We start from the raw sequence: 23138 nt of genomic DNA, 5'->3' as shown, positions 1-23138 counted from the left end.
CGCGCGTCGCGCGAGATCGCCCGGATCCTGTCTCTCGGGCGGGTAAGGGTCGTTTTGCGGAAGCGGTCATGACGGCCCCATCCATCAGTTCAGGTGGATCGAACGGAGTCGGCCGACCTCTGCCATGCGCCGCTCGGCCAGGTGATCGGCGGCCACCGCGGGTGGTACCCCATCGGCGTCCGCGAGCCGCAGGATGTCCCTCGTCGTCTCGAAAATCCGGCTGGCGCGCAGCTTCGCCCGCTCGAAGTTGAAGCCCTCGATCTCGTCGGCGACCTGGATCACCCCACCCGCGTTGACAACGTAGTCCGGCGTGTAGAGCACGCCGCGGTCGGCGAGCAGCTTTTCGATGCCGGGGTGGGCGAGCTGGTTGTTCGCACCGCCGGCGACCACCTTGGCGCGCAGGATCGGCACGGTGTCGTCGTCAAGGGCTCCGCCGAGCGCGCACGGCGCGTACACGTCGATGTCGGAGGTGATGAGCGCGGTCGTGTCCGGGACGATGTCGACCTGCGGGTAGGACTGGCGCACGAACGCGACAGCCGACTCGTTGACGTCCGTGGCGACCACCTCGGCGCCGTCTTCGAGCAGATGGCGCACGAGGACCTTGCCCACCTTGCCGAGCCCGGAGACACCCACCCGCCGCCCGGCGAGCGTGGGCGCGCCCCACGTGTGCTCGGCTGCCGCGCGCATGCCCTGGAAGACGCCGAACGCGGTGAGGATCGAGGAGTCACCGGCACCGCCGTGCTCGGCGCTGCGGCCGGTCACGTAGCGGGTCTCGCGGGCCACGACGTCCATGTCCGCGACGTAGGTCCCGACGTCGCAGGCGGTGTAGTAGCGGCCGCCGAGGGACTGCACGAAACGCCCGTACGCCCGCAGGAGTGGCTCGGTCTTGACGCGCCCCGGATCACCCCAGATGACGGCCTTGCCGCCGCCGTGGTCGAGGCCGGCGAGCGCGTTCTTGTACGCCATGCTGCGGGAGAGGTCGAGCACGTCGCGGAGGGCGTCCTCCTCGCTCGCGTACGGGTAGAAGCGCGTGCCGCCGAGCGCGGGGCCGAGGGCGGTGGAGTAGATGCCGATGATCGCCTTCAGGCCACTTTGCTGGTCCTGGCAGAAGACGACCTGTTCGTGTGCGGGGGCGTCCTGGCCTTCAATGCTGGTGAACACATGCATGGCTGCCTCCGGGCAGTCGTTGTGCACCCTTTTGGGGTGCGGCGACTCGATCGGCCGGCAGGGTGTCGCCGACCCGGATCCGAGCCTAGTGCGACCGGTGGTGCGGACGGCTACCGCCAAAACGAACCTTCTCCGACCGCCCTCGCCATTCGTCGGGGTTGGTCCGAAGATCGGACGTGACCACCACGCTGTCCGGTTGAAGAAGGTTCGTTGGTGACGCCGACGTTGTCGACGTACCTTTTCGTGGGAGGATCGCGCCGTGCCGTCGCTGTTCGCTTCGTATTTGCGGGTCTATGAGCCGTTGACCGCCTTCGACCGCGACCGCCAGATGTTTTGGCGGCGGTACGTGCGAGAAGGCCGGGCGGTCGCGCCGATCGAAGGCCCTGGTCGCCAGCGCACCGCCGTGCTCGAGGCGCTCGGTGCCGGCTGGACCCGGCTGCCGGACCTGCCCGACGAGGCGTACGTGTTGGAGGCCGACGACACGTTGCTTGTCTGTCCCTGGAACCTTCGCGTCCGCGTGGCTGAGGCGGCGCTCAGCGCCAGGGACGGCGTGCCGTCGGTGCTTGCCGACGCGTTCGTGCCGCCGATCCTCGCCGGGCAGGCCAAGGCGATCGTCGAAGACTGGCGCAGCGGCGCCCGGGTGCTGGAGCACGGTGTGCCGCGGGTGCACGAGCAGATCGCGACGTGGGGTGTGCCGCTGCGGTGGTTTGTCTTCGTCGACGCGGACGAGCGCGAGCTTGTGACGCGGCGCGGGCGCCGGGCCCTGCGGTACCGCACGGAGATCTCCAAGGCGCGGCGGCGCGCGCACCGCGGCGTCTCGGTGCTCCGCAAGTCGGTGGGCGATGCGCCGATCACCGAGGCGGTCGAGGAGGGGGCGCGTTGGTTGGAAGAGTTCCACCCTAGGTCGGTGGTGGAGCTCGACTACGGCGGTCTCGTCGACCTTCTGTCGGACGAGGTGCTGGAAGCGGATGATTCGCCCAAACTGGTCGCCGCTGGGTTGGCCGGGCTGTCGCGGGGCGATGCCGATGCGGCGACCGAGGCGTACGAGAAGCTGGTGTCAAGATGGCGCGCGGTGCAGTTACTGGAACGGTGCAATTAAGGCCGATTTCATCACACTGGGCGCGCTCCCAATCGGCCAAAAGCACGTAGTTGGCTAATCACGAAGCGTGACAGAGCGTCCAAAAAAGACGGTTTCTGGCGTATAAAATCACCATTAATCGGTCATTGCTCATCCGTCCATCCAGGGACGTTAGGCCGTTCGGCCCATGTCGGACATCGGGGACTAGCCGGACCATGGGAGACGCGTCGGCCGGCGGGACCCCGGCCGATGTCTATAGGTATGTGGAGGAGTGACCGATGGCATCGCGTACGCATGAACCAGAGCCGCTACTCACGCCGGCCGAGGTGGCGTCGATGTTCCGTGTTGACCCGAAGACCGTGACCCGGTGGGCGAAGGCGGGCAAGCTCAGTGCGATCCGGACTCTGGGTGGCCACCGGCGTTACCGCGAGTCCGAGGTGCGCGCCCTGCTGCAGGGACAGATTCCTCAGCAGCGCCAGGGAGACTGACGGAGCGCTCTCCTAGTCGAAGCCTTCGTGCGAAGGGCGGGACACCCCAAAGGTGTCCCGCCCTTCGACTGTGTGGGAACTGTCAGGCCTGTGCAAACTCGGGATCCGGGCTGGCCAGGGCGCCGTCGCGGAGCACGAGCACCCGGTCGGCCATGTCGATGAGGCTGGCGTCGTGCGTGGCCACCAGGGCGGTCATGCCGCGCGCCCGCACCAGCGCCCGCAGCAGGTCCATTATGGACCGTCCCGTCTCGGAGTCGAGCTGGCCGGTGGGTTCGTCCGCGATGAGCAGCTGAGGGTCGTTGGCCAGCGCGCGGGCGACCGCCACGCGCTGCTGCTGGCCGCCGGAAAGCTCGTACGGCCGCTGCGCCGCGTGTGCCCCAAGCCCGACCATCTCCAGCAGCATCGCCACCCGCTCCTCGCGCTCGGCCGGCGGCACCTTGGCCAGCCGAAGCGGAACGCCCACGTTTTCCGCGGCGGACAGGATCGGGATCAGGCCGAACGACTGGAAGACGAACCCGATCGTGCCGCGCCGCAGTGACAGCAGCTCCTGCTCGCCAGCGGCGGTGACGTCGTGCCCGGCGACGTGCACCGTACCGGCGGTGGGGCGGTCCAGCCCGCCGATCAGGTTGAGCAGCGTGGTCTTGCCGGCGCCTGAGCGGCCGCGGATCGCCACCAGCTCGCCCTTTTCGGCCGTGAAGCTCACGTCGCGTACGGCGTGCACGACCTGGCTGCCGCTGCCGAAGTCACGGCAGACGCCCTCTACACGAACGATCACTTCTCACCATCCCCGCGGCGGACCTCGACATGGTCGGGTTCGAGATTGAGCTTGACCCGCTCGCGCAGCGCGAGGGTGTCCACGAAGGCGGCCGGCAGCTGCATGCGGCCGGCACGGTCGAGCAGCGCGTACTCCTCGGTCACCAGCTCGTGCGAGCCGTCGTCCGCCACCCGCGCCGAGCGGCGTACCTCCGAGGCGGTCCGGCCGTCGCGGATCGCGACCGTGCGGCGGACCTGGGACGCGACCTGGGCGTCGTGGGTGACCACGACGATCGTGACGCCCAGCTCCGCGTTGATCGTGCGGAGCGCGCCGAAGACCTCGCCGGCGGTGGCCTCGTCGAGCTCACCGGTCGGCTCGTCGGCGAAGAGCACCTCGGGGTCGTTGGCGACCGCCACGGCCACCGCACACCGCTGCTGCTCGCCACCGCTCATCTGGGTCGGCCGCCGGTTCGCGCAGTGCGCGACACCGACCATCTCCAGCAGCTCCTCGGCCCGCGCGCCGACCCGGCGCCGGGCCAGGCGCATCGGCAGCTCGACGTTTTCCTTGGCGGTCAGGTAGGGGAGCAGGTTGCGCGCGGTCTGCTGCCACACGAAGCCGACCATGTGCCGCCGGTACCGCAGGCGCCGCTTCGCCGACATCGTGAGCAGGTCGACGCCGGCCACCCGGGCGATCCCCGCGGTCGGCACGTCGAGGCCGGAGAGGATGTTGAGCAGGGTCGACTTGCCCGATCCGGAGGCACCCACGATCGCCAGCAGCTCGCCGCGGTCAACCACCAGGTCGAGCCCTTGGAGCGCGACGACCTCGATGCCGTCGGTCTTGAAGATGCGTACCAAGCCGTCGCAGACGATGTGGCCGCGCAGCCGGTCCGTGCCGCCGGCCCGCGCGGCGGCGCGCTCGGCCGCCCGCTGCTGCAACTCCGCCAGGCTCGGCGTATCCGTAGTCGCGGTCATTGGCCCTCCTCGCCCACGCGCAGCACCTCGCCGAGGCGCATCCGCCGGTTGACTACATTCTCGACGACAAGGGCAGCGGCCAGAGCGGCCACCACCAGCACCAGCACCGCGCCGATAAGCAGCGGATCGAGGGCGGTGCGCACGGCCGCGCCGCTGGTGAAGCTCGACAGGCCCAGCGCCGGCCCGATCACCCGGGGCAGGAACACACCCACGAGGCCGCCGGCGAGCACGGCGATGGTGACGAGGGGTACCAGCTCGTACACGAGCAGGCCGCGACCCTGGCGACCGGAGAGCCCGAGCGTGCGGAGGCGGGAGAGCACCTGCCCGCGTACCCGGGCGCCGGCCAGCACGGTGAAGCCGACCGCCAGCAGCGCCAGCGTGGTGGCGCCGACCGTGCCGGTGGTGAACGTGAAGCTGAGCACCTCGTTGGCACCCGTCTCTTCCAGGTCGCGGCGGTGGTCCGACCAGCTTGTGACCGTGACGGACGAGCCCGCTTGCGGGGTGCTCGCCGTGCGGAGCGCCTCGGGGCTCGCGTCGCCCGCCACCAGGAAGTGGTCCGGGGCGATCACGGCCGGGTCCGGCAGCGCCTGCCGCGGCAGCACGATGAACCGGCCCGACGCCGAGGGCACGCCCGGGAACGCGTCCGCGACGGCGGCGACGGTGAAGTCGTACGACCGGCTGCGGATGGTCGCCTCGCCACCGCCGCCCAGCTCGGCCGCCACGTCGGGGGAGACCAGCGCGGGCAGGGGACCGTCGCCGGGCCGCGCGTCGACGAGCGCCGCCGGCAGCGTGACGCTCACCCCGCTCGCCGTGGCCACGCGGGCGAGGGCGGCGGTGTCCACGACGGCCACCTGCACGCCGTTTTTGGCTCCATTCGCGGCGGTGTAGCGGGTCGCGGGGTCGACGGTCACGGGCGCGACGGCGGTCACGCCCGGGACGGCGGCGAGCTGGTCGGTGACGTCGGGCGCGAAGGCGTACCCGGACACTCGCGCGTCGGCGGGGATCTCCAGGTCGGCCGCGCGGTCGCGGGCGTCGCCGATCGAGGACATGACCACGCCGCTGAAGATGCCGGTCGCGATGGCGACCACCAGCACGGCCAGCGGTCCGATCGTGACCGGCGCGCCCCGTCCGGCGCGGGCAAGGCCGAGGAACGCGACCGCGCCGCGGGCCCGCGCGGCGAGCTTGCCGAGCTGGCCCAGCGGCCACGGGAAGACCCGCAGGGCGACGATCGCCGCGCCGACCGCGAGCAGGACGGGCACCGAGGCGAGGTACGGGTCGACGCTGCCGTCCGGGCTCAGGCCGCGCCGCCGCAGCAGGTACGCGCCGAGAACGGCGACCAGGATGAAGAACAGCTCGGCGGTGAGGCGGCGTACCGAGGGGCGGTGCCGCACGAGGTCCTGCCGGCGCGCCGTAAACGACAGCCGCCGCTGGCTCACCGCCGCGAGCACCGGGATCGCCAGCGTGGCCACCACACCCGCGCCCACGACGAGCCAGCCGGTGGCCGCCGGCCGGCCGGGTACATAGGTGCCCAGCAGCCAGCCCACCACCGTGGCCAGCGGGAGCACCACCAGCGACTCGGCCAGCGCCCGGCCGCCGATCGCGGCGATCGTGCCGCCCCGCGCGCGCAGCAGCGCGAACTCCTCCCGCCGCCGCTCCACCGCGAGCGCGGCGGCGAGCGCGATGAGACCGAGGAGCGTGGCGATCAGACCCGCCTGTACCACCGCCAGCAGCGCGGAGACCGCCCGCAGCTGCCCGTCGAAGCGGAGCAGCGTGGCGTCGAGGTTTGTCGACGTGGACATGCCCGGTACCGGCGGGGTGCGCTTGATCTCGGCCAGCGCGGTGGTGACCGCTTGGAGGCTCTCGCCGTCGAGGCGCTTTTCGTCAAGCCGGTAGCGCCAGGACAGTGCCGGCGTGGGCAGCCGCCGCGTCGCCAGCCCGAGGCCCGCGCCGTCGGTCATCGCCATCGCGGCGGCCGGGGTGTCCGGCGGCAGGCCGGGGAACGGCTCCAGCGCCAGGCGAATCGTGTCCCAGGCCAGGTCGTTGCCGTCGATCGGTTCGAATATGCCCACGACCACGACCTGGATGGATACGCCACGCGGCCCGGTCTGGGGAGCCGGGTCGACCCGCAGGACGGTGCCCACGGGCGCGGCGAGCTGCTTGGACACGGCCGTCGACAGCGCCACTTCGAGGACTTCGAGGTTGGCGTTGTTGGCCGGCCAGCGGCCGGTCGTGACGCGTACCCGATCGGGCATGCCACCCTGCGTCCGCAGGCCCAGCAGGGTGCGCGGGCCGGCCGGCGGGAGTGTGGCCCCTTCCAGCCCGGCCGTGAACCACCCCTCGCTCACCAGCTCGCGCAGCGGAGCGGGCATCCGGTCGCGGTACATCGGCACGGCATCCGCCGCGCTGCTCAGCGTGGGGTCGGCGTTGAGGTTCTCCGGTCGCTGCGAGAGCGTGATGTCCCGGGCCGCGTACGGCAGGCGGGCCACGTCCGCGTGCAGCGCGCGGTCGGTGAGGTCGTTGGCCAGCCGGGGTGCCGCCGTGATCAGCAGAGCCGCGACGAGGGCGAGCGCGGCGAGCAGGCCGAACTGCCCGGCGAAGACCCGGACCCGCCACAGCACCCCGCTCATGCGTCAGCCCCGATCCGCAGCTGGGCCGCGATCAGCCGTTGTCGGGCGGCGAGCGCCACCGACGCGCTGAGCACGAGCGTGAGCAGGAGGAGGCCGCCTGCGGTCGCGCCGACCGGAGACCACTCGATGGTCAGCAGCGGCTCCGGCACGGGCCGGCCCGCCGCGGGCGTGAGGATGACGAGCGGTGCCATTGTCGCGGCTACACCCACACCGACCACGAGTCCGACTATCACGCCCACGCCGGCCAGGAACGTCTGCTCGGCCACCAGCGACCGGCCGAGCAGGCGCGGGCTCGCGCCGAGCGTGTGGAGAACGGCGAGCTCGCCGACCCGGCGGCGGGCGGTGGCCCGGATGTCGACACCGATGCCCATCGCCGCGATGAGCACCGCGCCGAGGGCGGCGGCGAAAAGGGCCGCGCGGGCGCCCACGCCGTACGGGTCGCGGCCGGCGGCGTCCGCGGCGGCGCGCCGGTCGAGCACCTGGATGCCGGGCAGCGCGGCGGCGGCCGCGGCGGTCGCGTGTGGATCCGCGCCGGTGGAAAGCCACCACTCCTGCGGCTGGCGCACCTCGCCGTACCCGTAGAAGGCCTCCGCGGCCAGCGACGGCAGGTCGGCCAGGAGCGCGGCGCCGTCCTCGGTGCCGGGCACGGCGGCGACCGTACCGGCGAACCGGACGTCGACCTCGCCCTGCCCGAGCGACATGCGGGTCTCGTCGCCGCTGCCCAGCCGCAGTGCGGAGAGTGCCGCCGGCGTCGCGACCACCGGTACCGGCGCGGCCTTGCGGGCGCGGGTGACGACCAGAGAGACGGGCTGTTCGTAGCCCCACAGGCCGGCGTTCGGCTGGGTGTAGTCGACGGTCGGCACCGCGCCACCGGCCGCCTCGGCGCCCGCCCGGGTGCGTGCCTGCCACGGCCCGGAGGAGGCCAGGTCGACCGGGGTACCGTCCGCCACCAGCGAGCGCGCCTCCCAGTCCACCCGGAAGCCGGCCGGCCCGCTGCTGCTGACCAGGAAGCCGGCCAGCCGCACCGACTGCAGGTCCTCGGGCAGGTCGACCGCGAAGCGCAGGCGCTCGGCGTTGCGGCTGAAGCCGAGTGGCACCCTGCGGTACCCGCCCGCCACCGCGAACACCGCGTCGGTGTGCACCGCGGGCTCGGGCGGCGAGTAGAACTCGTTGGCCCAACCGGCCACCTCGGTCTCGACCTCGCCGGAGATCCGCCGCGTCCCGGCCGGCAGGTCGACGACCGGCGCTTCCACCCGGCCCTCGCTCAGCTTCGCGAAGAGACTCTGCGGGGAGCCGCCGGCCACGTCGTCGCGGATCCGCACCACGCCGGCCGCCTGGGCAGCGTCCAGGGAGATGACCGAGGCGCTCACACCCTCGGCGCCCAGCCGGAGGCTGTCCCGCCAGGCCGGCAGCACCGTCTCCGCGCCGGGCAGCGCGGCGACCTCGGCCGCCCGGCCGTCGGGCGCGAACCGCGTCGCCTCCAGCAGGCGCAGGTCGGCACCGACCTGGTGGTCGGCCTGGTCGACGAGGGAACGCTCGGACGTGCCGGCCAGGCACCACGCGAGCGTGCTGACCGCGACGGCGAGCGCGAGCAGTAGCACCGGACCGGCCTGTGGCCGCCGCCCGGCCTGCCACATACCGAAGATCGTCGCGGTCCACGGCTTGCGGTCGACCGCCCGCTCGGCCAGCCGGGTCAGCGGCGGCAGCGCCCGGAGCGCGATCGCCGCGCCGGCCAGCACGCCCAGCGTCGGGCTCGCCGCCAGCAGCGGGTCGATGCCGAGGTCGCCGCCGGCGAGCGGAGAGGAGTACTGCCGCAGCTGGAACCAGCCGAGCACGGCGAGGCCCACCAGCGCGATGTCCAGGCTCGCCCGCTGTGCGGCCGCGCGGCGGGTCGGCCGGGAGCGGCTGGCCATCTCCGCGACGTACGTGTCGCCGCGGCGCAGCGCGGGGCCGAGCATCGCCACCGCGCACCCGGCCGCTGCCAGTCCGGCCACCACCCAGGTCAGCGCGTCGAACCGGGGAGTGAGGCTGAGCGCGCCGGCGGCGAGCATGGGCACGCGGTCCACGTACCGGAGGATCTGGCTGGCCAGCAGCGGCGCGAGCACCGCGGCCGGCAGGACGACAAGCGCGGCCTCGCGTGCGGCCAGGCTGGCGAGCTGGACCCGGGCGGCACCGCGCGCCCGCAGCAGCGCCGTCTCGCCGCGGCGCTGCTCGGTCATGAGGACGGCGACGAGCACCAGCGCGTACCCGCCGAGCACCACCATCAGCAGCATCGGCGTGATGAGCGCCGAACGGCCGACCAGGTCCGCCCGCTCCAGGCGTCCGGTCAGCTGGTCCAGGCGCGAGGTGACGAGGCCGGACGAGCCCAGCCCGATCTCCTCGGCCAGCGTGTCGACGGTGCTGGTGGTCGCGCGTCCGACGGCGTCGAGTGTGGAGAGCGGGGCGCCGGCAAGGTCCGGCTCGACCAGCCAGGCGGCCGAGGCGCTCGCCGCGAAGCCGCTGAGGAAGTCGGCACGGTCCACGACGAAGGGCCCATAAGTAGAGGACTGTGGCGCGGCACCGTCCGCGACGCCCGGGGCGAGGCGCCAGAACGGTGCGTTCGTGTCGCGAGGCCGCCAGATACCGGAGACCTCGATCTCCGTGGACTTGCCGCTGAGCCGGTCGTGGATCGCGACCCGGTCGCCCACCTTGAGCCGCAGGGTCCGGGCGGCCGCCTCGGCGAGGGCGGTGCGCACCGGTGTCGCGCCCGGCTCAGGCCACGCGCCGTCCACCAGGTCGGCCTGCTCCCGCAGCCCGTCGAGGAACGTGACCGACGCGAAGACGACACCGTCCTTGTCCGGGCGGGCGTCGCCGACGTCGCCGGTGAGCTGCCTCCCGACGGCATACGCGGCCGTGGAGACCCGCGCGTCCAACCCGGCGAACCCGCCCGCGTAGCGGTCGTGGATCGCGGCGTCCCGCTCGGCGAACTCGCGACCTCCGGCCGGGCCCTGCACCAGGATCGACCGCTCCTCGGGCGTGGCCGAGCTGATCGCGCTGCGGGCGCCGGCGTCCACCACCTCGCGGCTGTAGTCGGCAAGGCCGGTGAGCAAAACGGTTGCGATCAAGGTCGCACCGGCCGCCGCGAGGAGAAGACTCTTTACTCCACGGGCGCGACGAAACACCAGCCTCATGCGTCTCCGTATCTCCGCCGCCTACGAGTGATGGATGATCCGGGTCGCGGAGAAGGTTGGCACGGTTACCGGAACGTAATCTGCGTGCGTGCGCTCCTGGTGCACCGCACAGTAGTGAGAAACCTACACTCTGATTGGCTCGCGGCCGTTAGCGTCGATACATGAGGGTCGCGCGTGGTCGGCTGCTCCAAAACGCCGCCGCCAGCCTGTGCATCCTCTTTGTGCTCATTGCGATTGCTGCCGGTCTGCCGGCGATTGACCGACTTCTGCCCGCCGAGCGGGCCGTCCCTTCACACCTTCCGTACGAGGTGGGAGGCGGTGTCTCGGTGGTGCCGCCGCCCGGGGCTGTGCTCGACGTCACCCGCACCCGGCCCACCGCCCGGCAGGGTACGGCGCTGTTCATCCTCGGCCCGGTCCGATACGTGATCGTGGTCGCGCCGTTCGACGGAGACCTCGACGGTGCCGTCGACCGGCTGCGCCGCAAGGTGACCAACGCGGACGGGCAGCTCGACGCAGGGCTGCCGGCGCTGACCGGCACGGGGCTGACCGGGCGCGAGGGCGCGTACACGACGCCGGAACGGGCCGGGCGGTATGCCGTCTTCCTCGCGCCAGACGTCTCGATCGAGGTGACCATCAGCGGCACCGAGTCCGAGCTCGAGGCGAGCGAGCCGGTGATCGCGGCGAGCATCGCGACCATCACGTACCAGGGGCGGCTGTGACGGCCACCGCCGGCTGCCCGGGCGGGCACGGTGTGCCGCCGCGCAGCGCCCGCACCGCACCCGTGCGCCCGACGCCGGCCTGGGCGCAGGCCCGAAAGTCGCTGCTGCTGCCGGCGTTCTGGATGGTGGCCCTGCTGATGGCGGTGGGCGCCGCGCGCACGGTGCTGCTGATCCGCCACGCGATTGCCGAGTACCCGGTGGCGACGACCGCCGCGCTCGCGCTCTTCGCCGTGTACGCGGTGCCCTTCTGGCTCTTCGTCTCCGCGCTCGACTACCTTGAGCGCGAGCCGCCGCTGCTGCTGGCCACCGCGTTCGGCTGGGGCGGCCTTGTCGCGACGACGGTTTCGGCCCCGGGCAGCATCGCGATCCAGAACATGCTCGCCAAGGTGTACTCGCCCGCCTTCGCCGCCGCGTGGGGCTCGGCCATCGCCGGACCCACCGTGGAAGAGATCGTGAAGACGCTCGGCATCGTCGCGATCGTGCTGATCGCCCGCGCACAGATAAACAGCGTGCTCGACGGCGTCATCTACGGGTCGCTGGTCGGGCTCGGGTTCCAGGTGGTCGAGGACGTCGTGTACGCGGTGAGCGCGGTCGCCGCCGCCGGCCGGGGCGACGACGTGGGGCCGGTGGTGGCCACGTTCTTCGTGCGCGGCTTCCTCGCCGGCCTCTGGAGCCACACGCTCTTCAGCGCGCTCGCCGGCGCCGGGGTTGCGTCGGTACTGGTGCGCACCGATCGCACGATGCGCTTCCGGATCGGTGTCGCGGTGGCCTGTTTCCTCGGCGCGTGGGGGTGCCACTTCGTGTGGAACTCGCCGCTGCTGACCGTCGAGGCCGGCGCCAACGGGTACGCCCTCATCGCGGTGCTGCTGGCCAAGGGCATCCCACCGCTGCTGGCGATCCTGCTGCTGGTACGCGCGGCGCGGCACCGCGAAGCCGACTACTACACCCAGCAGCTGGCGTCGCTGGGCGATCCGGACATAGCCACCCCGGGCGAGCTGCGGGTGCTGAGCATGGGACACCTGCGCGCCAACGCCCGGCGGTACGCCTACGGCCGGGTGGGCGTGCTCGGCAGGCGGGCGGTGCGCCGCCTCCAGCGCGCACAGGCGAGGCTCGCGCTGGAGCTGAGCCGCGCGCAGGTCACGCACGACGCCGCGGCGGTGGAGCACTGGCGGGACGAGGTGCTGCTGCAGCGGGCGCGGCTGCGCGCTCTCGGCCACCCGGAGGCGACAGCGATCGACCAGCGGCGTGGCTCGATGCGCCGCCGCACGCTGATCCTTACCGTCACGCTGCTCGTGCTGGCCGCGGCCTGCGCGGCGCTCTCGTTCTGAGGCGCGCATACATCAGGGGCGCCCCTCTGGGACGCCCCTGACTCTGTTCGGGTTGCGGGCTACGGGGTGGGCGGCAGGCCGCCGTCCCCTTCCACCACCTGGTCCGGCGTACCGTCCTCGTCCAGGTCGCTCATGGTGACGTTGACCTTGCCGTCGCCGTCCGTGTCGAACTGGTACAGGTCGGTCTTGCCGTCGCCATCGGTGTCGGCGGCCCACAAGTCGGTCTTGCCGTCGTTGTTGGTGTCCATCTTCAACAGGTCGACGCGCTGGTCGCCCCGGGTGTCCACCGTTTCCTGCGGCTCGCTCATGATCGTCCTCGCTTAGGGTGTCGTCTCGGTCCCAAGTCCTACGGCACCCTAAGCGGCGGTGACGATCCGTGCCAGCCGAGCGGGCGGTCAGCTCGCGGCGTACGGGTTGACGGGCTGCTGCTCGGGCGTGCCGTCGTGGTTGGTGTCGGTCACGGCGACGTCGGGCGTGCCGTCGTGGTTGGTGTCGACGAAGGCCACGTCCGGCTTGCCGTCGTAGTCGACGTCGGCGATCCAGGTGTCGGCCTTGCCGTCGTAGTCGGTGTCGAGCGTGACGTGGTCGACCCGGTTGTCGTCGTTCAGGTCGGCGGCGGCGTAGTCGACGCGGCCGTCCGCGTTGGTGTCGGCGAACGCGGCGTCCAGGTCGCCGTCGTCGTCGTAGTCCTTCAGGATCGTGTCGAGGCGACCGTCGTGGTTGCTGTCCACATAGGTCGTGTCGGCGTACCCGTCGCTGTCGGAGTCGTGCTGCACGACGTCCGCGTACCCGTCACCGTTGAGGTCCACCACCACGTCGGTCGAACCGTCGGGGTTCTTCTGGACGATCGAGTCCGGCTCGCCGTGGTGCGGCTCCTCGTAGTGCGGCTCGTCGTGGCCGTACGGCGGGGTGTCGTGGGTCGGCTGCTCGTAGCCGGGCTGGTCGTAACCGGGCTCGTGCCCGCCGTCGCCAGCGTGGCCGAAGCCCTCGTGTCCGGTGCCGGGGTCTTCGGTCAGGGTCGGGTCGTCGAACTCGCTCATCGTGGGCTCCGTTTCGGGTTTGCTTCGTTGATGAGGGAACCGTACGGCCCGGACACCACCCGAGGGATCCCGGAAACGTGCCACCCACGACGACTAGTGGCGGAGCTCCACGCCCGCCGCGACGAGGGCCTTGATGACGTTCGCCGACTCACCGAAGCCGATCACCAGTACCGCATCGGCCTTGAAGTCTTTGATCTCCTTGGCCCCGGCGGTGAAGTCGAGCGCGGCGTTCGGGTCCTCCGGCGGGTCATAGGTGAGCAGCTTCAGGTTGCTCGCGTTCACGCCGGCCTTCTCCAGCTCGGCGCGGACGTTGCCCTGCAGGCCCTCGCCGTACGAGTCCTTGCGGGCCACGATCGCGATGTGCTGCGGCCCGTCGCGCATAATCACGTCGGCGAGCGCCTTGCCCTGCAGCAGATCGGAGGGGGCGGTGCGGAAGTAGAGGCCCTTGTCGTCGATCTCGCTCAGCCCGGCGTCGGTGTTGCAGGGCGAGAAGAGGATCACGCCGGCCTTGACGATGTCCGGCAGCACGGCTCGCGAGATGCCCGAGGCGCCGGCGCCGATGATCACGTGTACGCCGGCGTCCACATGCGAGGCCACCGTCTGCTTGGCCTTCGTCGGGTTGGTGCCGTCGTCGCCGTCGATCCACTCGACCGGCTGGCCGAGCACGCCGCCGGCCGCGTTGATGTCGCGGATCGCGAGGGCCGAGCCGGCCGCCAGCGGCGGGTTGGCCAAGGCGAGGTCACCGGTCTGCGGCAGCAGCCCGCCGATCTTCAGCGGAGCGCCGGTCTGCTCGGCGTCGTCCTTACCCGGCCGCCCGGCCGGCGAGCGCTTGGTGGTCGTGGTCGACTCGTCACCCGCGCCCACGAACTCCGTCTTGCCGTCGTCGAGCCGGTCGCTGGCGTCGAAGTGCAGGGTGGCGTAGCTCGCGGTGGACGGCTCGCCGGCGTCGGTGAACCCGCCGCGCTTGAGCGAGACCCCGCGGTACTCGATGTCCTCGCCGGCGCGCGCGAGGGCGAGGCAGGACTTAGCCGTGTCGCAGCGCTCACCCTCTGTAGTCACGCCGTTGATGAACTTTGCGATCTCGCGAGGCGCGGTGCTGCCGGCGAGCTCGGCGGCGAGGGAGCTGATCACCACGGCGTCGTAGCTCTCGCCCGCGTACACGTAGTCGCCCAGGTCGGGGTCGATCGCGCGCAGCTGCTTCTTGAAGTCGTCGGAGAGCGGGGTGAGGGGCGTGGTGCCCTTCATGCCGGCAAGCACGCCGGCCTGGTCCTTGAACGAATCTCCGAACGAGTTGATCATGTTGCCGTCGGCCCCGTAGAGACGAACCGGCCCGGCGGTTGTCTCCTCCGGAGAGTCGTCGGTCCTTCCACAGCCCGCGATGGCGAGCAGGAATGCGGTGCAGGCGGCGATGGCAGCGCTGCGCGAGCGGTACATGGCGTGTCCTCCATCCCCGGGGGTCGGCGGGGGTCCGCTGGGGACACTAGCGTGCCACCCGTACGCAGTGTGACTGCGGTCGCTGGCCATTCTCGTACGGGCGGGTAACCTCCGCTGCGTGGAAGCTGTGACAGACGCCGCACCGGGGCCGTACAGGCTCGATCCGGGCGCGCTCGGCAACCGGATGGGGATCGTCGTCCTTGAGGCGACGCCCGAGCGGGTGGTGGGCACGATGCCCGTGGAGGGCAACACGCAGCCGATGGGGCTGCTGCACGGCGGGGCGTCGGCGGTCCTGGCCGAGACGCTCGGCTCGTTCGGCGCGGTCATGCACGGAAGTACGATCGGCCGCCCCCTCGCGGTTGGTGTGGATCTCAACGCAACTCACCACAAGGGCCTGCGCGCCGGCACCGTGACGGGTGTGGCGACACCGGTACACCGCGGCGGGACGATCGCCACGTACGAGATAGTCATCACGGACGACAAGGGCGACCGCGTATGTACCGCCCGCCTCACCTGCCTCCTGCGGGCGGCGGGCTGAAACCGCACGGCTGGTTTGAAGCCATTTCGTCCTGCGGCGCTTGACCCGGCGGCATACCCTTCGGCTCGTGACGGATGTTCCGCCCGAGGCGTTCGATGATGCCGCCCAGGTGCTCCGCAGCGCGCTGGCCGGCGACAGTGACGCCGTCGTCGGAGCGTTCGACGCGGTGGTCGACCGGGCCGGCGTGGCCGGTGCGTATGACGTGGCCTGGTGCATAGCGGCCACCATGGTCGGCGACAACGTGCAGCAGGGCCGCTGGACGCTCGACTTCCCTGGCATCGACGAAGCTCGCTACGATGCCCGCTGGGTCGCCCGGTTCGTGAGTGCGTACGCAAACGCTGACGCCTCGACCGGTGAGGCCCTCTTCGGCGCCGCGCTGGCCGACGGTCAGCTGCCCGAGTGCCTCCTCACCCTGGCCGGGTCGGCCGTCGCCACCCTGCGTCGCCGCGCCGCCTAGTCATCCCCGACGGCTCAGGCGCCCGTTGGGAGCTCCGCCAGGCGGCGGGCCAGAAAGCGGCGCTGAGGCTCCTGGCGCGCCAGCTCCAGCGCCCGTTCGTACGCCGCCCGCGCCTCGCCGGTGCGGCCCAGGCGGCGAAGCAGGTCGGCGCGGGCCGAGTGGGCCAGGTGGTAGTCGTCGAGTCGACCGTCGGCGAGCACCGCGTCCAGGGCCGCGAGGCCGGCGGCAGGGCCGTCGCGCATGGCAAGCGCCACGGCGCGGTTGAGGTGGGCGACCGGGGATGGGTCCGCGCGGACCAGGAGGTCGTACAGGTCGACGACGCGCCGCCAGTCGGTGTCCTGTGCCGCCGGAGCCTCGGCGTGGACCAGGGCGATCTCGGCCTGCAGCGTGTACGTGCCCACCTCGCCCGCCGACCGCGCGCGCCGCAGCAGCCCGGCGGCCGCGTCGATCTGGTCCCGGCGCCACAGCGAGCGGTCCTGGTCGGGCAGGAGCACGATCTCGCCGTCCGGGGCGGTACGGGCGTCCCGGCGCGAGTCCTGCAGCAGCATCAGGGCCAGCAGTCCCAGCACCTCGGGATCGGGCAGCAGCTCGGCCAGCAGCCACCCGAGGCGGATGGCCTCGTCCGCGAGCTCGGTGCGGACCGCGACCGGGCCCGCGGAGGGCGCGTAGGCCTCGGTGAAGATCAGGTACACCGTGCTGAGGACGGGGTCGAGGCGGCCGGGTAGCTCTGCGGGGACGGGTACCGCGTACCCAATCTTGTTGATCTTGATCTTGTTCTTGGCCCGGACGATGCGTTGGGCGACCGTCGGTGGCCCGGTGAGAAACGCTCGGGCGATCTCCTCGGTCGTCAGGCCGCACACCTCGCGCAGCGTCATCGCCACCTGGGCGTCCGGGGGCAGAGCCGGGTGGCAGCAGGTGAAGATGAGGCGGAGACGGTCATCCGGGAGATCGGTGTGCTCCTCGTCCGGTGCCTCTTCGAGCCGCGTCGCCAGCTCGAAGAGCAGCTTGTCGAAGCGGGCCCGGCGGCGCAGGCGGTCGATCGCCTTGAAGCGGCCGGCGGAGACCAGCCATGTGTAGGGGTTGGCCGGTGCGCCCTCGCGCGGCCACTGCTCGACCGCCGCCACGAACGCGTCCTGCAGCGCCTCCTCCGCCAGATCGAAGTCGCCCAGCAGGCGGATCAGCGTGGCCAGTACCCGGCGGGAGTGGGTGCGGTAGACGGCGTCGACATCGATCACGAGTGTTCGCGCATCAGGTCGATCACGGGCCGCACCTCGATGCTCCCGATGCGGGCGCTCGGGATGCGGCCGGCGATCCGGATCGCCTCGTTGAGGTCGCGGGCCTCGATCAGCATGAACCCGCCGAGCTGCTCATTCGTCTCCGCGAACGGGCCGTCGGTCGCGGAGAGCCGGCCGTCGCGCACACGTACCGTCACCGCGGCGTGCACGTGCTCCAGCGCCTCGCCGGCGACCAGGTGGCCGCTCGCCCGCAGGTCGTCCTCGGTGGCCGTGACCTCGTCGATCAGGGTGTCGACCTCGGCCTGCGACATCTCCGAGAAGCGCGCCTCGTCGGCATAGAAAAGGCAGACGTACTTCACTGTCGATTTTCGCCCTCACCGCTCGACTACGTCCCGAAGCACCAGCTAACCAGACGGAGGGACGCAACATGGACAAGGTCATTTCGCGGGACGGCACCTCGATCGCGTACGAGCGGGTGGGCAGCGGACCCGCCCTCATCGCGGTGGACGCGGCCGGCAACTACAGCGGCTTTCGGGCGCTGCCGGCCCCCGTCGAGCTGCTGTCCGCCGACTTCACGGTGTACGTGTACGACCGGCGCGGGCGAGGTGCCAGCACTGACACGGCGCCGTACGCGGTCGCGCGGGAGGTGGAGGACCTGGCCGCGCTGATCGAGGCCGCCGGCGGCTCGGCGTTCCTCTACGGCCTCTCGTCCGGCGGCCTGCTCGCCCTGCACGCGGCCGCGAGCGGGCTGGCAGTACCCCGGATGGCACTGTTCGAGCCGCCGATCGAGCCGGTGGAGACGCCCGCCGGCGAGAGCGGGTTCACCACGCAGATCGCGGCGCTGGTCGAGGCCGGACGCCGGCACGACGCCGTGGAGGCGTTCCACCGGGGCATCGGGGTACCCGACGAGATCATCGAGGGCATGGCACCCCACGTCTGGACGGCGCTGGAGGCGGTCGCGCACACGCTCGTGTACGACTGCCGCCTCTCCGACTCGATGTCGCTTCAGCTGGTCCGCTCGGTGCCCGTGCCGACGCTGGTCATCGACAGCCACGGCAGCTCCGGCGCGCTGGCGGACATGGCCGCGGACGTGGTGGCGACGCTACCGCAGGGCACGCGCCGCAGCCTGGTCGGCGAGTGGCACGGGGTGCCGCACGAGACCCTCGCTCCGGCACTGGCCGGGTACCTGCTCTGAGCACGGGACGAGGCCGGCGGTGGCCGCCGCTGGCCTCGATGTCCATCCGGCCCGGGCAAAGCAAAACGCCCACCTGCGTTTCCGCTGGTGGACGCTGCTGTAGCCCGGCGAAAGGCTATGTGGCCAGGGGCGGGGTCGAACCGCCGACCTTCCGATTTTCAGTCGGACGCTCGTACCAACTGAGCTACCTGGCCAGGGTCTCTGCTGATGTTAACCGCGGTCCTGACGGGACTTGAACCCGCGACCTCCGCCTTGACAGGGCGGCGAGCACTCCAACTGCTCCACAGGACCTTGCTACTCCGGCTGGGCCGGAACCGTGCCCCCAACGGGATTCGAACCCGTGCTACCGCCTTGAAAGGGCGGCGTCCTGGGCCACTAGACGATGAGGGCGGGCCCCGCCATCATTGCACATCGCAAGTCTGGCAGCTTTGCTCCCATCCGGCCCCGCCGGAGGCTCCGAAAGCATACGTGACGTGCAACCGTCCTTCCAAACCGATACTGGGCGCGTCACATTCCCGTGCGGACGACCATAAGATCGGCGCGCGTCGCCGCAGGTCAAGTGGGGCCAGGTGGGTCAGCGGAGGAGCACGATCCCGTACTTGCGCTTGAGTTCGCCCACGATGGCGGGGCAGGCCGACAGTGTGGCGGCACGGTCGCCGCCGCCGTCGTGCAGCAGCACGATCGAGCCGGGACGGGCCTGGTTGATCACTCGGGTGCGGATGGCCTCGGGGCTGGGCTTCTTCCAGTCCAGCGGGTCGACGTCCCACCCCAGGGGGGTCATGCCCAGCTCGCGGGAGACCTTGATGGCGGCCGCCGTCCACATCCCACCGGGGTGACGGAAGAACTTGATTTTCGCGCCGGGCACGGCGCGCCGGATCTCGCGGTTGGTGGCCTCGAGGTTGGCGCGGATCTCCGCCTCGGGCTTGGTGCCCAGGTCGAGCTCGTGATGCCAGGTGTGGTTGCACAGCGTATGGCCCTCGCGCACGATGCGTGCGACCAGCGCCGGGTACTGGTGCACCTCGGTACCCACGAGGCAGAAGGTCGCCTTCACGCCCTTGCTGCGCAGTAGGTCGAGCACCTTCGGCGTCCACGTGGGGTGCGGGCCGTCGTCGAAGGTCAGGGCGACCTTGCGGCTGCCGGTGAGCTCCCGCGTGACGATCGGTCCGCCCTTCGGCGGCTTGGGCGCCTTCGGCGGCGGGGTGGTACGGGCCGAGGCGGACGGCGACGGCGTACGGGGTTTGTCGGGCGGGGCTGAGGTGGAGGGCGTTGCCGGCATGCCTGGGCCGGTCTCCACGAGGATCGTCTCGACTGGCTCCCGGCCGAGCGCCCAGCGGCCACCGACCAGCAGCGCAAGGACGACAAGCGCGCTGACGATGGCTGCTCGGTGGGTCACGTCGCGTACTCCCGACGTTCGGGAACAGAGCGACAAAACCCTACTAGAGTGCCCGGTGAGAATCGAGGTTGAGCTTTGCCATGACGCCTGCCAACCACGGAGCGTATTGGTCAGGCTCCGCGCCGATACCCGCCCGGACCTCGTTGATGGCGACCCACCGCAGCTCGGCGACCTCGGCCGGGTCGGGGCGCATCGGGTGGTCGGCGCCGATGTGGCCGAGCAGCACGTGGTCGTACTCCACCTCGACACGGCCGGTGACCGGATCCTCGGCGCGGTACACGTACACGCCGATCTCGGCCAGCGGGACCGGGCCCATGCCCAGTTCCTCGCCGAGCCGCGCATTGGCGGCGTCCGTCACCGCCTGGCCGGGCGTGGGATGCCCGCAGCAGGCGTTGCCCCACCGCAGTGGAAAGCGGGTCTTGACGGCGGCTCGCCGCTGCAGCAGCACCTGCCCTTCGCCGTCAGCGAGCAGCACGGAGAACGCCCGGTGCAGCATGCCGGGCGCGCGGTGCGCGGCGTCGACGGTGGCCTGGCCCACCGCGTCTCCGCCGCCGTCCACGAGCTCGACGAGGTGTGCCTCGCGGTCCGCCGTCATTTGGCGCGCCCCGTGACCCGCTGTGCGGCGAGCTTGCCGGAGATGAGCACCATGGGCACTCCCACGCCGGGTTGCGTGCCCGAGCCGACGAAGACGACATTGTCCAAAGTGGAATGCATGGTGCGCGGCCGGAACGGGCCGGTCTGCCAGAAGCTGTGCGCCGCGGCGAAGGGTGTCCCCGCAGCCATCCCCTGGTCCGCCCACTCGGCCGGAGTGACCACATGGGACAGCTCTACGCCGGCGCCGAAGCCCTTGTAGCCACGGGCCTCCAGCACCTCGATGAGCTCCGCCGCGTACCGCTCGCCGAGCCCACCGCGCCAGTCCAGGTGGCGGCCGCTGATCAGGTTGGGCACCGGGGCGAGCACGTAGTAGCCGTGGCGGCCCTCCGGCGCCAGCGAGGGATCGGTGCGGCTGGGGTTGGTCACCAGCAGCGACGGGTCGGACATCAGCCGGCCGCGGCGGATGACGTCGTCGAACGCCGCTTCCCACGTACGTCCGAAGTGGAGGTTGTGGTGCGCGATCTGCCGGTACTCCTGTGTGGATCCGATGTGGAGCACCACGCACGACGGCGAGTAGCGCAGCGGGCGGTGGCGTCGCGGCGGCAGCAGGTCACGGCGGGCGATCGGCACGTCGGGGTTGAGCACCACGACATCGGCGGGAATGCGCTCGCCGTCGCCGGTGCGTACCGCTACCGCGCGGCCGGCGGAGGTCTCCACGCGGGTGACCGTCGTGCCGTACCGGATCTGGACGCCGTGCTTCTCCGCGGCGCCGGCGAGCGCCCGCGGCACGGCGTGGATGCCGCCGCGCGGGAAGTACACGCCGGCGACCGAGTCGAGGTAGGCGATGACCGTGTAGACCGCGAGCGCGTCGCGCGGTGCGAGGCCGGCGTACATGGCCTGGAACGAGAAGATGCGGCGCGTGCGGGGGTCGGCGAAGAACTGGTCGATCTTCGACTGGAGCCGTCCGAACGCGCCCATGCCCAGCAGCCGCAGCAGGTTGGCGTTGAGCAGGTCGGTGGGGGAGTCGAGGTTGCGCTCGACGAAGTCGGTGCGCTCCAGCTCCCACAGCCGCTTCGCGTACTCGACGAAGCGCAGGTAACCGTCCGCTTCGGACGGTCCGCACACGCGGGCCACCTCCGCGGCCATCCGCTCCGGCTCCGTGATGACGTCCAATGTGGAGCCGTCGGGATAGTGCGCCCGGTACGCCGGGTCGAGCTTGCGGAGCTCCAGCCAGTCGGGCAGCCGCTCGCCCACCGCGTCCAGCGCCTCGGCGATCAGGTCCGGCATCGTGAGCACGGTCGGTCCGGTGTCGAACTCGTACCCGTCCACACTCAACCGCCCGGCGCGCCCACCCGGCACCGCCTCGCGTTCGAGCACGGTTACCTGGCGGCCCGCGCCGGCCAGGTAGAGGGCGCACGCGAGACCGCCGAGGCCGGCGCCGACCACCACGACCCGGTCGGTCCGTCCGCTGACTGTTCGCTCGGTCACCACCGATCGAGCGTAGCGACTACCTGCGGAAATGCCGTACGTCCTACTGCTTCCCGGCGATCCTGATCACCCGTTGGTGGCATGCTGGCGACATGGTGCGGCAGGTGGACATCGTGGTCGTCGGGCTGGGCGTGGGCGGCGAAGAGGTGGCCGGCAAGCTGGCCGAGGCCGGCCTGTCGGTCGTCGGCATCGAGCACAACCTGGTGGGCGGCGAGTGCCCGTACTGGGGGTGCGTGCCCAGCAAGATGATGATCAGAGCGGGCAACGCGCTCGCGGAGGCGCGGCGGGTCGAGCTGCTGGCCGGGCAGGCGCGGGTGGAGCCGGACTGGGCGCCGGTCGCCAAGCGGATCCGCGAGGAGGCCACCGACACCTGGGACGACACGGTGGCTGTCGACAGGTTCACCGGCAAGGGTGGGCAGTTCGTCCGGGGGTACGGCACGGTGGTCGGCCCGGGGCGGGTCGAGGTGAGCGGCGAGGTCTACGAGGCCAGGCGCGGGATCGTGCTCGGCACGGGCACTTCCGCGGTGGTACCGCCGATCCCGGGGCTCGCCGGCACGCCGTACTGGACGAACCGCGAGGCCATCGAGGTGGAGCAGCTGCCCGGCTCGCTCGCAGTGCTCGGCGGCGGTGCGATCGGCGTGGAGCTGGCGCAGGTGTTCGCCCGCTTCGGCGTACGCGTCACGGTGATCGAAGCGCTCGACCGCATCCTCGCGCTGGAGGAGCCGGAGTCGTCCGAACTGGCCGCCGCGGCGCTCGGCGGGGACGGGGTGGAGCTGCGCACGGGCGCGCGGGCGGAGCGGATCGGGTACGAGGGCGGCGAGTTCACCGTGCACCTCGACAAGGGCGTACCGGTCGTCGCGGAGCAGCTGCTGGTGGCGATCGGGCGGCGTGCACAGCTCGGCGAGCTGGGCCTTGAGTCGGTGGGGATCGACTCCGCGGCCGACCACATCGACGTCGATGACCGCATGCGCGCCGGCGCCGGAATCTGGGCGGTCGGCGACGTCACCGGGCACGGCGCGTTCACGCACATGGCCATGTACCAGGCAGGCATCGCGATCCGCGACATCCTCGGCCAGGAGGGGCCGCCAGCCGACTATCGGGCGGTGCCGCGCGTGACGTTCACCGACCCGGAGATCGGTGCGGTAGGGCTGACCGAGGCGCAGGCGGCCGAGCGCGGCATACCGGTGCGTACAGGTCTTTCCCAGGTGCCCAGCTCGGCGCGGGGCTGGATCCACAAGGCCGGCAACAACGGCTTCATCAAGCTTGTTGCCGACGCGGAGCGGGACGTGCTGGTCGGCGCCACCTCCGCCGGGCCCGTCGGCGGCGAGGTGCTCGCGCCGCTCACGCTTGCGGTCAAGGCGGAGGTACCGGTGGAGACGCTGCGCCACATGATTTACGCATACCCGACGTTTCACCGCGCGATTGAGGATTCCTTGCGTGATCTGCGTTAAGAACTCGCCTG

At 71.7% G+C, this 23138-nt stretch carries 21 protein-coding genes and 3 tRNA genes; 8 read left to right on the top strand and 16 right to left on the bottom strand.

The window, feature by feature from the left end; genetic code table 11:
• Nucleotides 1-84: 84 nt before the first annotated feature.
• On the bottom strand, nucleotides 85-1167 hold the full coding sequence (locus Phou_RS18835) for a Leu/Phe/Val dehydrogenase (protein ID WP_173057231.1): 1083 nt from the start codon (nucleotides 1165-1167) through the stop codon (nucleotides 85-87).
• Between the two features lie 259 nt (nucleotides 1168-1426).
• On the opposite strand from Phou_RS18835, the gene Phou_RS18830 reads away from it, so the two are divergent.
• Together Phou_RS18830 and Phou_RS18825 are read left to right on the top strand one after the other, a co-directional pair.
• Nucleotides 1427-2266, top strand: coding sequence for a DUF8083 family protein (locus Phou_RS18830; RefSeq protein ID WP_173057230.1), 840 nt, complete (start codon nucleotides 1427-1429; stop codon nucleotides 2264-2266).
• Nucleotides 2267-2523: 257 nt separating this feature from the next.
• Nucleotides 2524-2733, top strand: coding sequence for a BldC family transcriptional regulator (locus Phou_RS18825; protein WP_007073996.1), 210 nt, complete (start codon nucleotides 2524-2526; stop codon nucleotides 2731-2733).
• Between the two features lie 82 nt (nucleotides 2734-2815).
• On the opposite strand, the gene Phou_RS18820 is transcribed toward Phou_RS18825, so the two are convergent.
• From Phou_RS18820 to Phou_RS18805, 4 genes are read right to left on the bottom strand one after another with little or no spacing between them, the layout of a single operon-like run.
• Nucleotides 2816-3505 (bottom strand): ABC transporter ATP-binding protein, encoded by a 690-nt coding sequence (locus tag Phou_RS18820; RefSeq protein ID WP_218579149.1) that lies wholly within the window; start codon nucleotides 3503-3505, stop codon nucleotides 2816-2818.
• Entirely contained in the window at nucleotides 3505-4458 is a 954-nt protein-coding gene (locus Phou_RS18815; protein ID WP_173057228.1) for an ABC transporter ATP-binding protein, read from the bottom strand. The genes Phou_RS18820 and Phou_RS18815 overlap by 1 nt, the downstream gene beginning before the upstream one ends.
• A complete protein-coding gene (locus Phou_RS18810) occupies nucleotides 4455-7085 on the bottom strand; it encodes an ABC transporter permease (protein ID WP_173057227.1) in 2631 nt (876 codons plus the stop codon). Before Phou_RS18810 ends, Phou_RS18815 begins: the two co-directional genes overlap by 4 nt.
• A complete protein-coding gene (locus tag Phou_RS18805; protein WP_246273614.1) occupies nucleotides 7082-10189 on the bottom strand; it encodes an FtsX-like permease family protein in 3108 nt (1035 codons plus the stop codon). The genes Phou_RS18810 and Phou_RS18805 overlap by 4 nt, the downstream gene beginning before the upstream one ends.
• A gap of 227 nt (nucleotides 10190-10416) precedes the next feature.
• Here Phou_RS18805 and Phou_RS18800 point away from each other — a divergent pair, with 227 nt between their 5' ends.
• The gene (locus tag Phou_RS18800; protein ID WP_173057225.1) at nucleotides 10417-10974 is read left to right on the top strand and encodes a hypothetical protein; all 558 of its coding nucleotides are present in this window, start codon (nucleotides 10417-10419) and stop codon (nucleotides 10972-10974) included.
• Nucleotides 10971-12302, top strand: a complete 1332-nt coding sequence (locus tag Phou_RS18795) for a PrsW family intramembrane metalloprotease (protein ID WP_246273613.1) — start codon at nucleotides 10971-10973, stop codon at nucleotides 12300-12302. The genes Phou_RS18800 and Phou_RS18795 overlap by 4 nt, the downstream gene beginning before the upstream one ends.
• 59 nt (nucleotides 12303-12361) lie before the next feature.
• Here the strand turns inward: Phou_RS18795 and Phou_RS18790 are convergent, their stop codons facing one another.
• The 3 genes from Phou_RS18790 to Phou_RS18780 form a co-directional block, all read right to left on the bottom strand.
• Nucleotides 12362-12610 (bottom strand): hypothetical protein, encoded by a 249-nt coding sequence (locus Phou_RS18790; protein ID WP_173057224.1) that lies wholly within the window; start codon nucleotides 12608-12610, stop codon nucleotides 12362-12364.
• Between the two features lie 87 nt (nucleotides 12611-12697).
• Entirely contained in the window at nucleotides 12698-13342 is a 645-nt protein-coding gene (locus Phou_RS52760) for a hypothetical protein (RefSeq protein WP_173057223.1), read from the bottom strand.
• A 93-nt stretch (nucleotides 13343-13435) separates the two neighbouring features.
• The gene (locus tag Phou_RS18780) at nucleotides 13436-14776 is read right to left on the bottom strand and encodes an ABC transporter substrate-binding protein (protein WP_173057222.1); all 1341 of its coding nucleotides are present in this window, start codon (nucleotides 14774-14776) and stop codon (nucleotides 13436-13438) included.
• Nucleotides 14777-14960: 184 nt separating this feature from the next.
• Here Phou_RS18780 and Phou_RS18775 point away from each other — a divergent pair, with 184 nt between their 5' ends.
• Both Phou_RS18775 and Phou_RS18770 read left to right on the top strand, forming a co-directional pair.
• Nucleotides 14961-15314, top strand: coding sequence for a PaaI family thioesterase (locus Phou_RS18775; protein WP_173058531.1), 354 nt, complete (start codon nucleotides 14961-14963; stop codon nucleotides 15312-15314).
• Between the two features lie 67 nt (nucleotides 15315-15381).
• On the top strand, nucleotides 15382-15771 hold the full coding sequence (locus Phou_RS18770) for a hypothetical protein (protein ID WP_173057221.1): 390 nt from the start codon (nucleotides 15382-15384) through the stop codon (nucleotides 15769-15771).
• A 14-nt stretch (nucleotides 15772-15785) separates the two neighbouring features.
• Here the strand turns inward: Phou_RS18770 and Phou_RS18765 are convergent, their stop codons facing one another.
• Nucleotides 15786-17006 carry an RNA polymerase sigma factor gene (locus tag Phou_RS18765; protein WP_173057220.1) on the bottom strand — a complete coding sequence of 407 codons (1221 nt, stop codon included), beginning with the start codon at nucleotides 17004-17006 and terminating at the stop codon, nucleotides 15786-15788.
• Nucleotides 17003-17365, bottom strand: coding sequence for a YciI family protein (locus tag Phou_RS18760; protein ID WP_173057219.1), 363 nt, complete (start codon nucleotides 17363-17365; stop codon nucleotides 17003-17005). Before Phou_RS18760 ends, Phou_RS18765 begins: the two co-directional genes overlap by 4 nt.
• A gap of 68 nt (nucleotides 17366-17433) precedes the next feature.
• On the opposite strand from Phou_RS18760, the gene Phou_RS18755 reads away from it, so the two are divergent.
• The gene (locus Phou_RS18755; RefSeq protein ID WP_173057218.1) at nucleotides 17434-18201 is read left to right on the top strand and encodes an alpha/beta fold hydrolase; all 768 of its coding nucleotides are present in this window, start codon (nucleotides 17434-17436) and stop codon (nucleotides 18199-18201) included.
• Nucleotides 18202-18321: 120 nt separating this feature from the next.
• On the opposite strand, the gene Phou_RS18750 is transcribed toward Phou_RS18755, so the two are convergent.
• The 6 genes from Phou_RS18750 to crtI form a co-directional block, all read right to left on the bottom strand.
• Nucleotides 18322-18395 (bottom strand) — tRNA-Phe (locus Phou_RS18750).
• A gap of 23 nt (nucleotides 18396-18418) precedes the next feature.
• Nucleotides 18419-18492: transfer RNA gene (locus Phou_RS18745), tRNA-Asp, on the bottom strand.
• A 26-nt stretch (nucleotides 18493-18518) separates the two neighbouring features.
• Nucleotides 18519-18591: transfer RNA gene (locus Phou_RS18740), tRNA-Glu, on the bottom strand.
• A gap of 184 nt (nucleotides 18592-18775) precedes the next feature.
• Nucleotides 18776-19594 carry a polysaccharide deacetylase family protein gene (locus Phou_RS18735; protein ID WP_173057217.1) on the bottom strand — a complete coding sequence of 273 codons (819 nt, stop codon included), beginning with the start codon at nucleotides 19592-19594 and terminating at the stop codon, nucleotides 18776-18778.
• A 43-nt stretch (nucleotides 19595-19637) separates the two neighbouring features.
• A complete protein-coding gene (idi, locus tag Phou_RS18730) occupies nucleotides 19638-20189 on the bottom strand; it encodes an isopentenyl-diphosphate Delta-isomerase (RefSeq protein ID WP_173057216.1) in 552 nt (183 codons plus the stop codon).
• Entirely contained in the window at nucleotides 20186-21676 is a 1491-nt protein-coding gene (crtI, locus tag Phou_RS18725; protein ID WP_173057215.1) for a phytoene desaturase family protein, read from the bottom strand. Before crtI ends, idi begins: the two co-directional genes overlap by 4 nt.
• A 92-nt stretch (nucleotides 21677-21768) precedes the next feature.
• On the opposite strand from crtI, the gene Phou_RS18720 reads away from it, so the two are divergent.
• The gene (locus Phou_RS18720) at nucleotides 21769-23127 is read left to right on the top strand and encodes a dihydrolipoyl dehydrogenase family protein (RefSeq protein WP_173057214.1); all 1359 of its coding nucleotides are present in this window, start codon (nucleotides 21769-21771) and stop codon (nucleotides 23125-23127) included.
• Nucleotides 23128-23138 lie beyond the last annotated feature (11 nt).

The sequence above is a fragment of the Phytohabitans houttuyneae genome (assembly GCF_011764425.1).
Classification (GTDB): Bacteria; Actinomycetota; Actinomycetes; order Mycobacteriales; family Micromonosporaceae; genus Phytohabitans; species Phytohabitans houttuyneae.
This window is presented reverse-complemented; position numbering and strand designations above follow the sequence as displayed.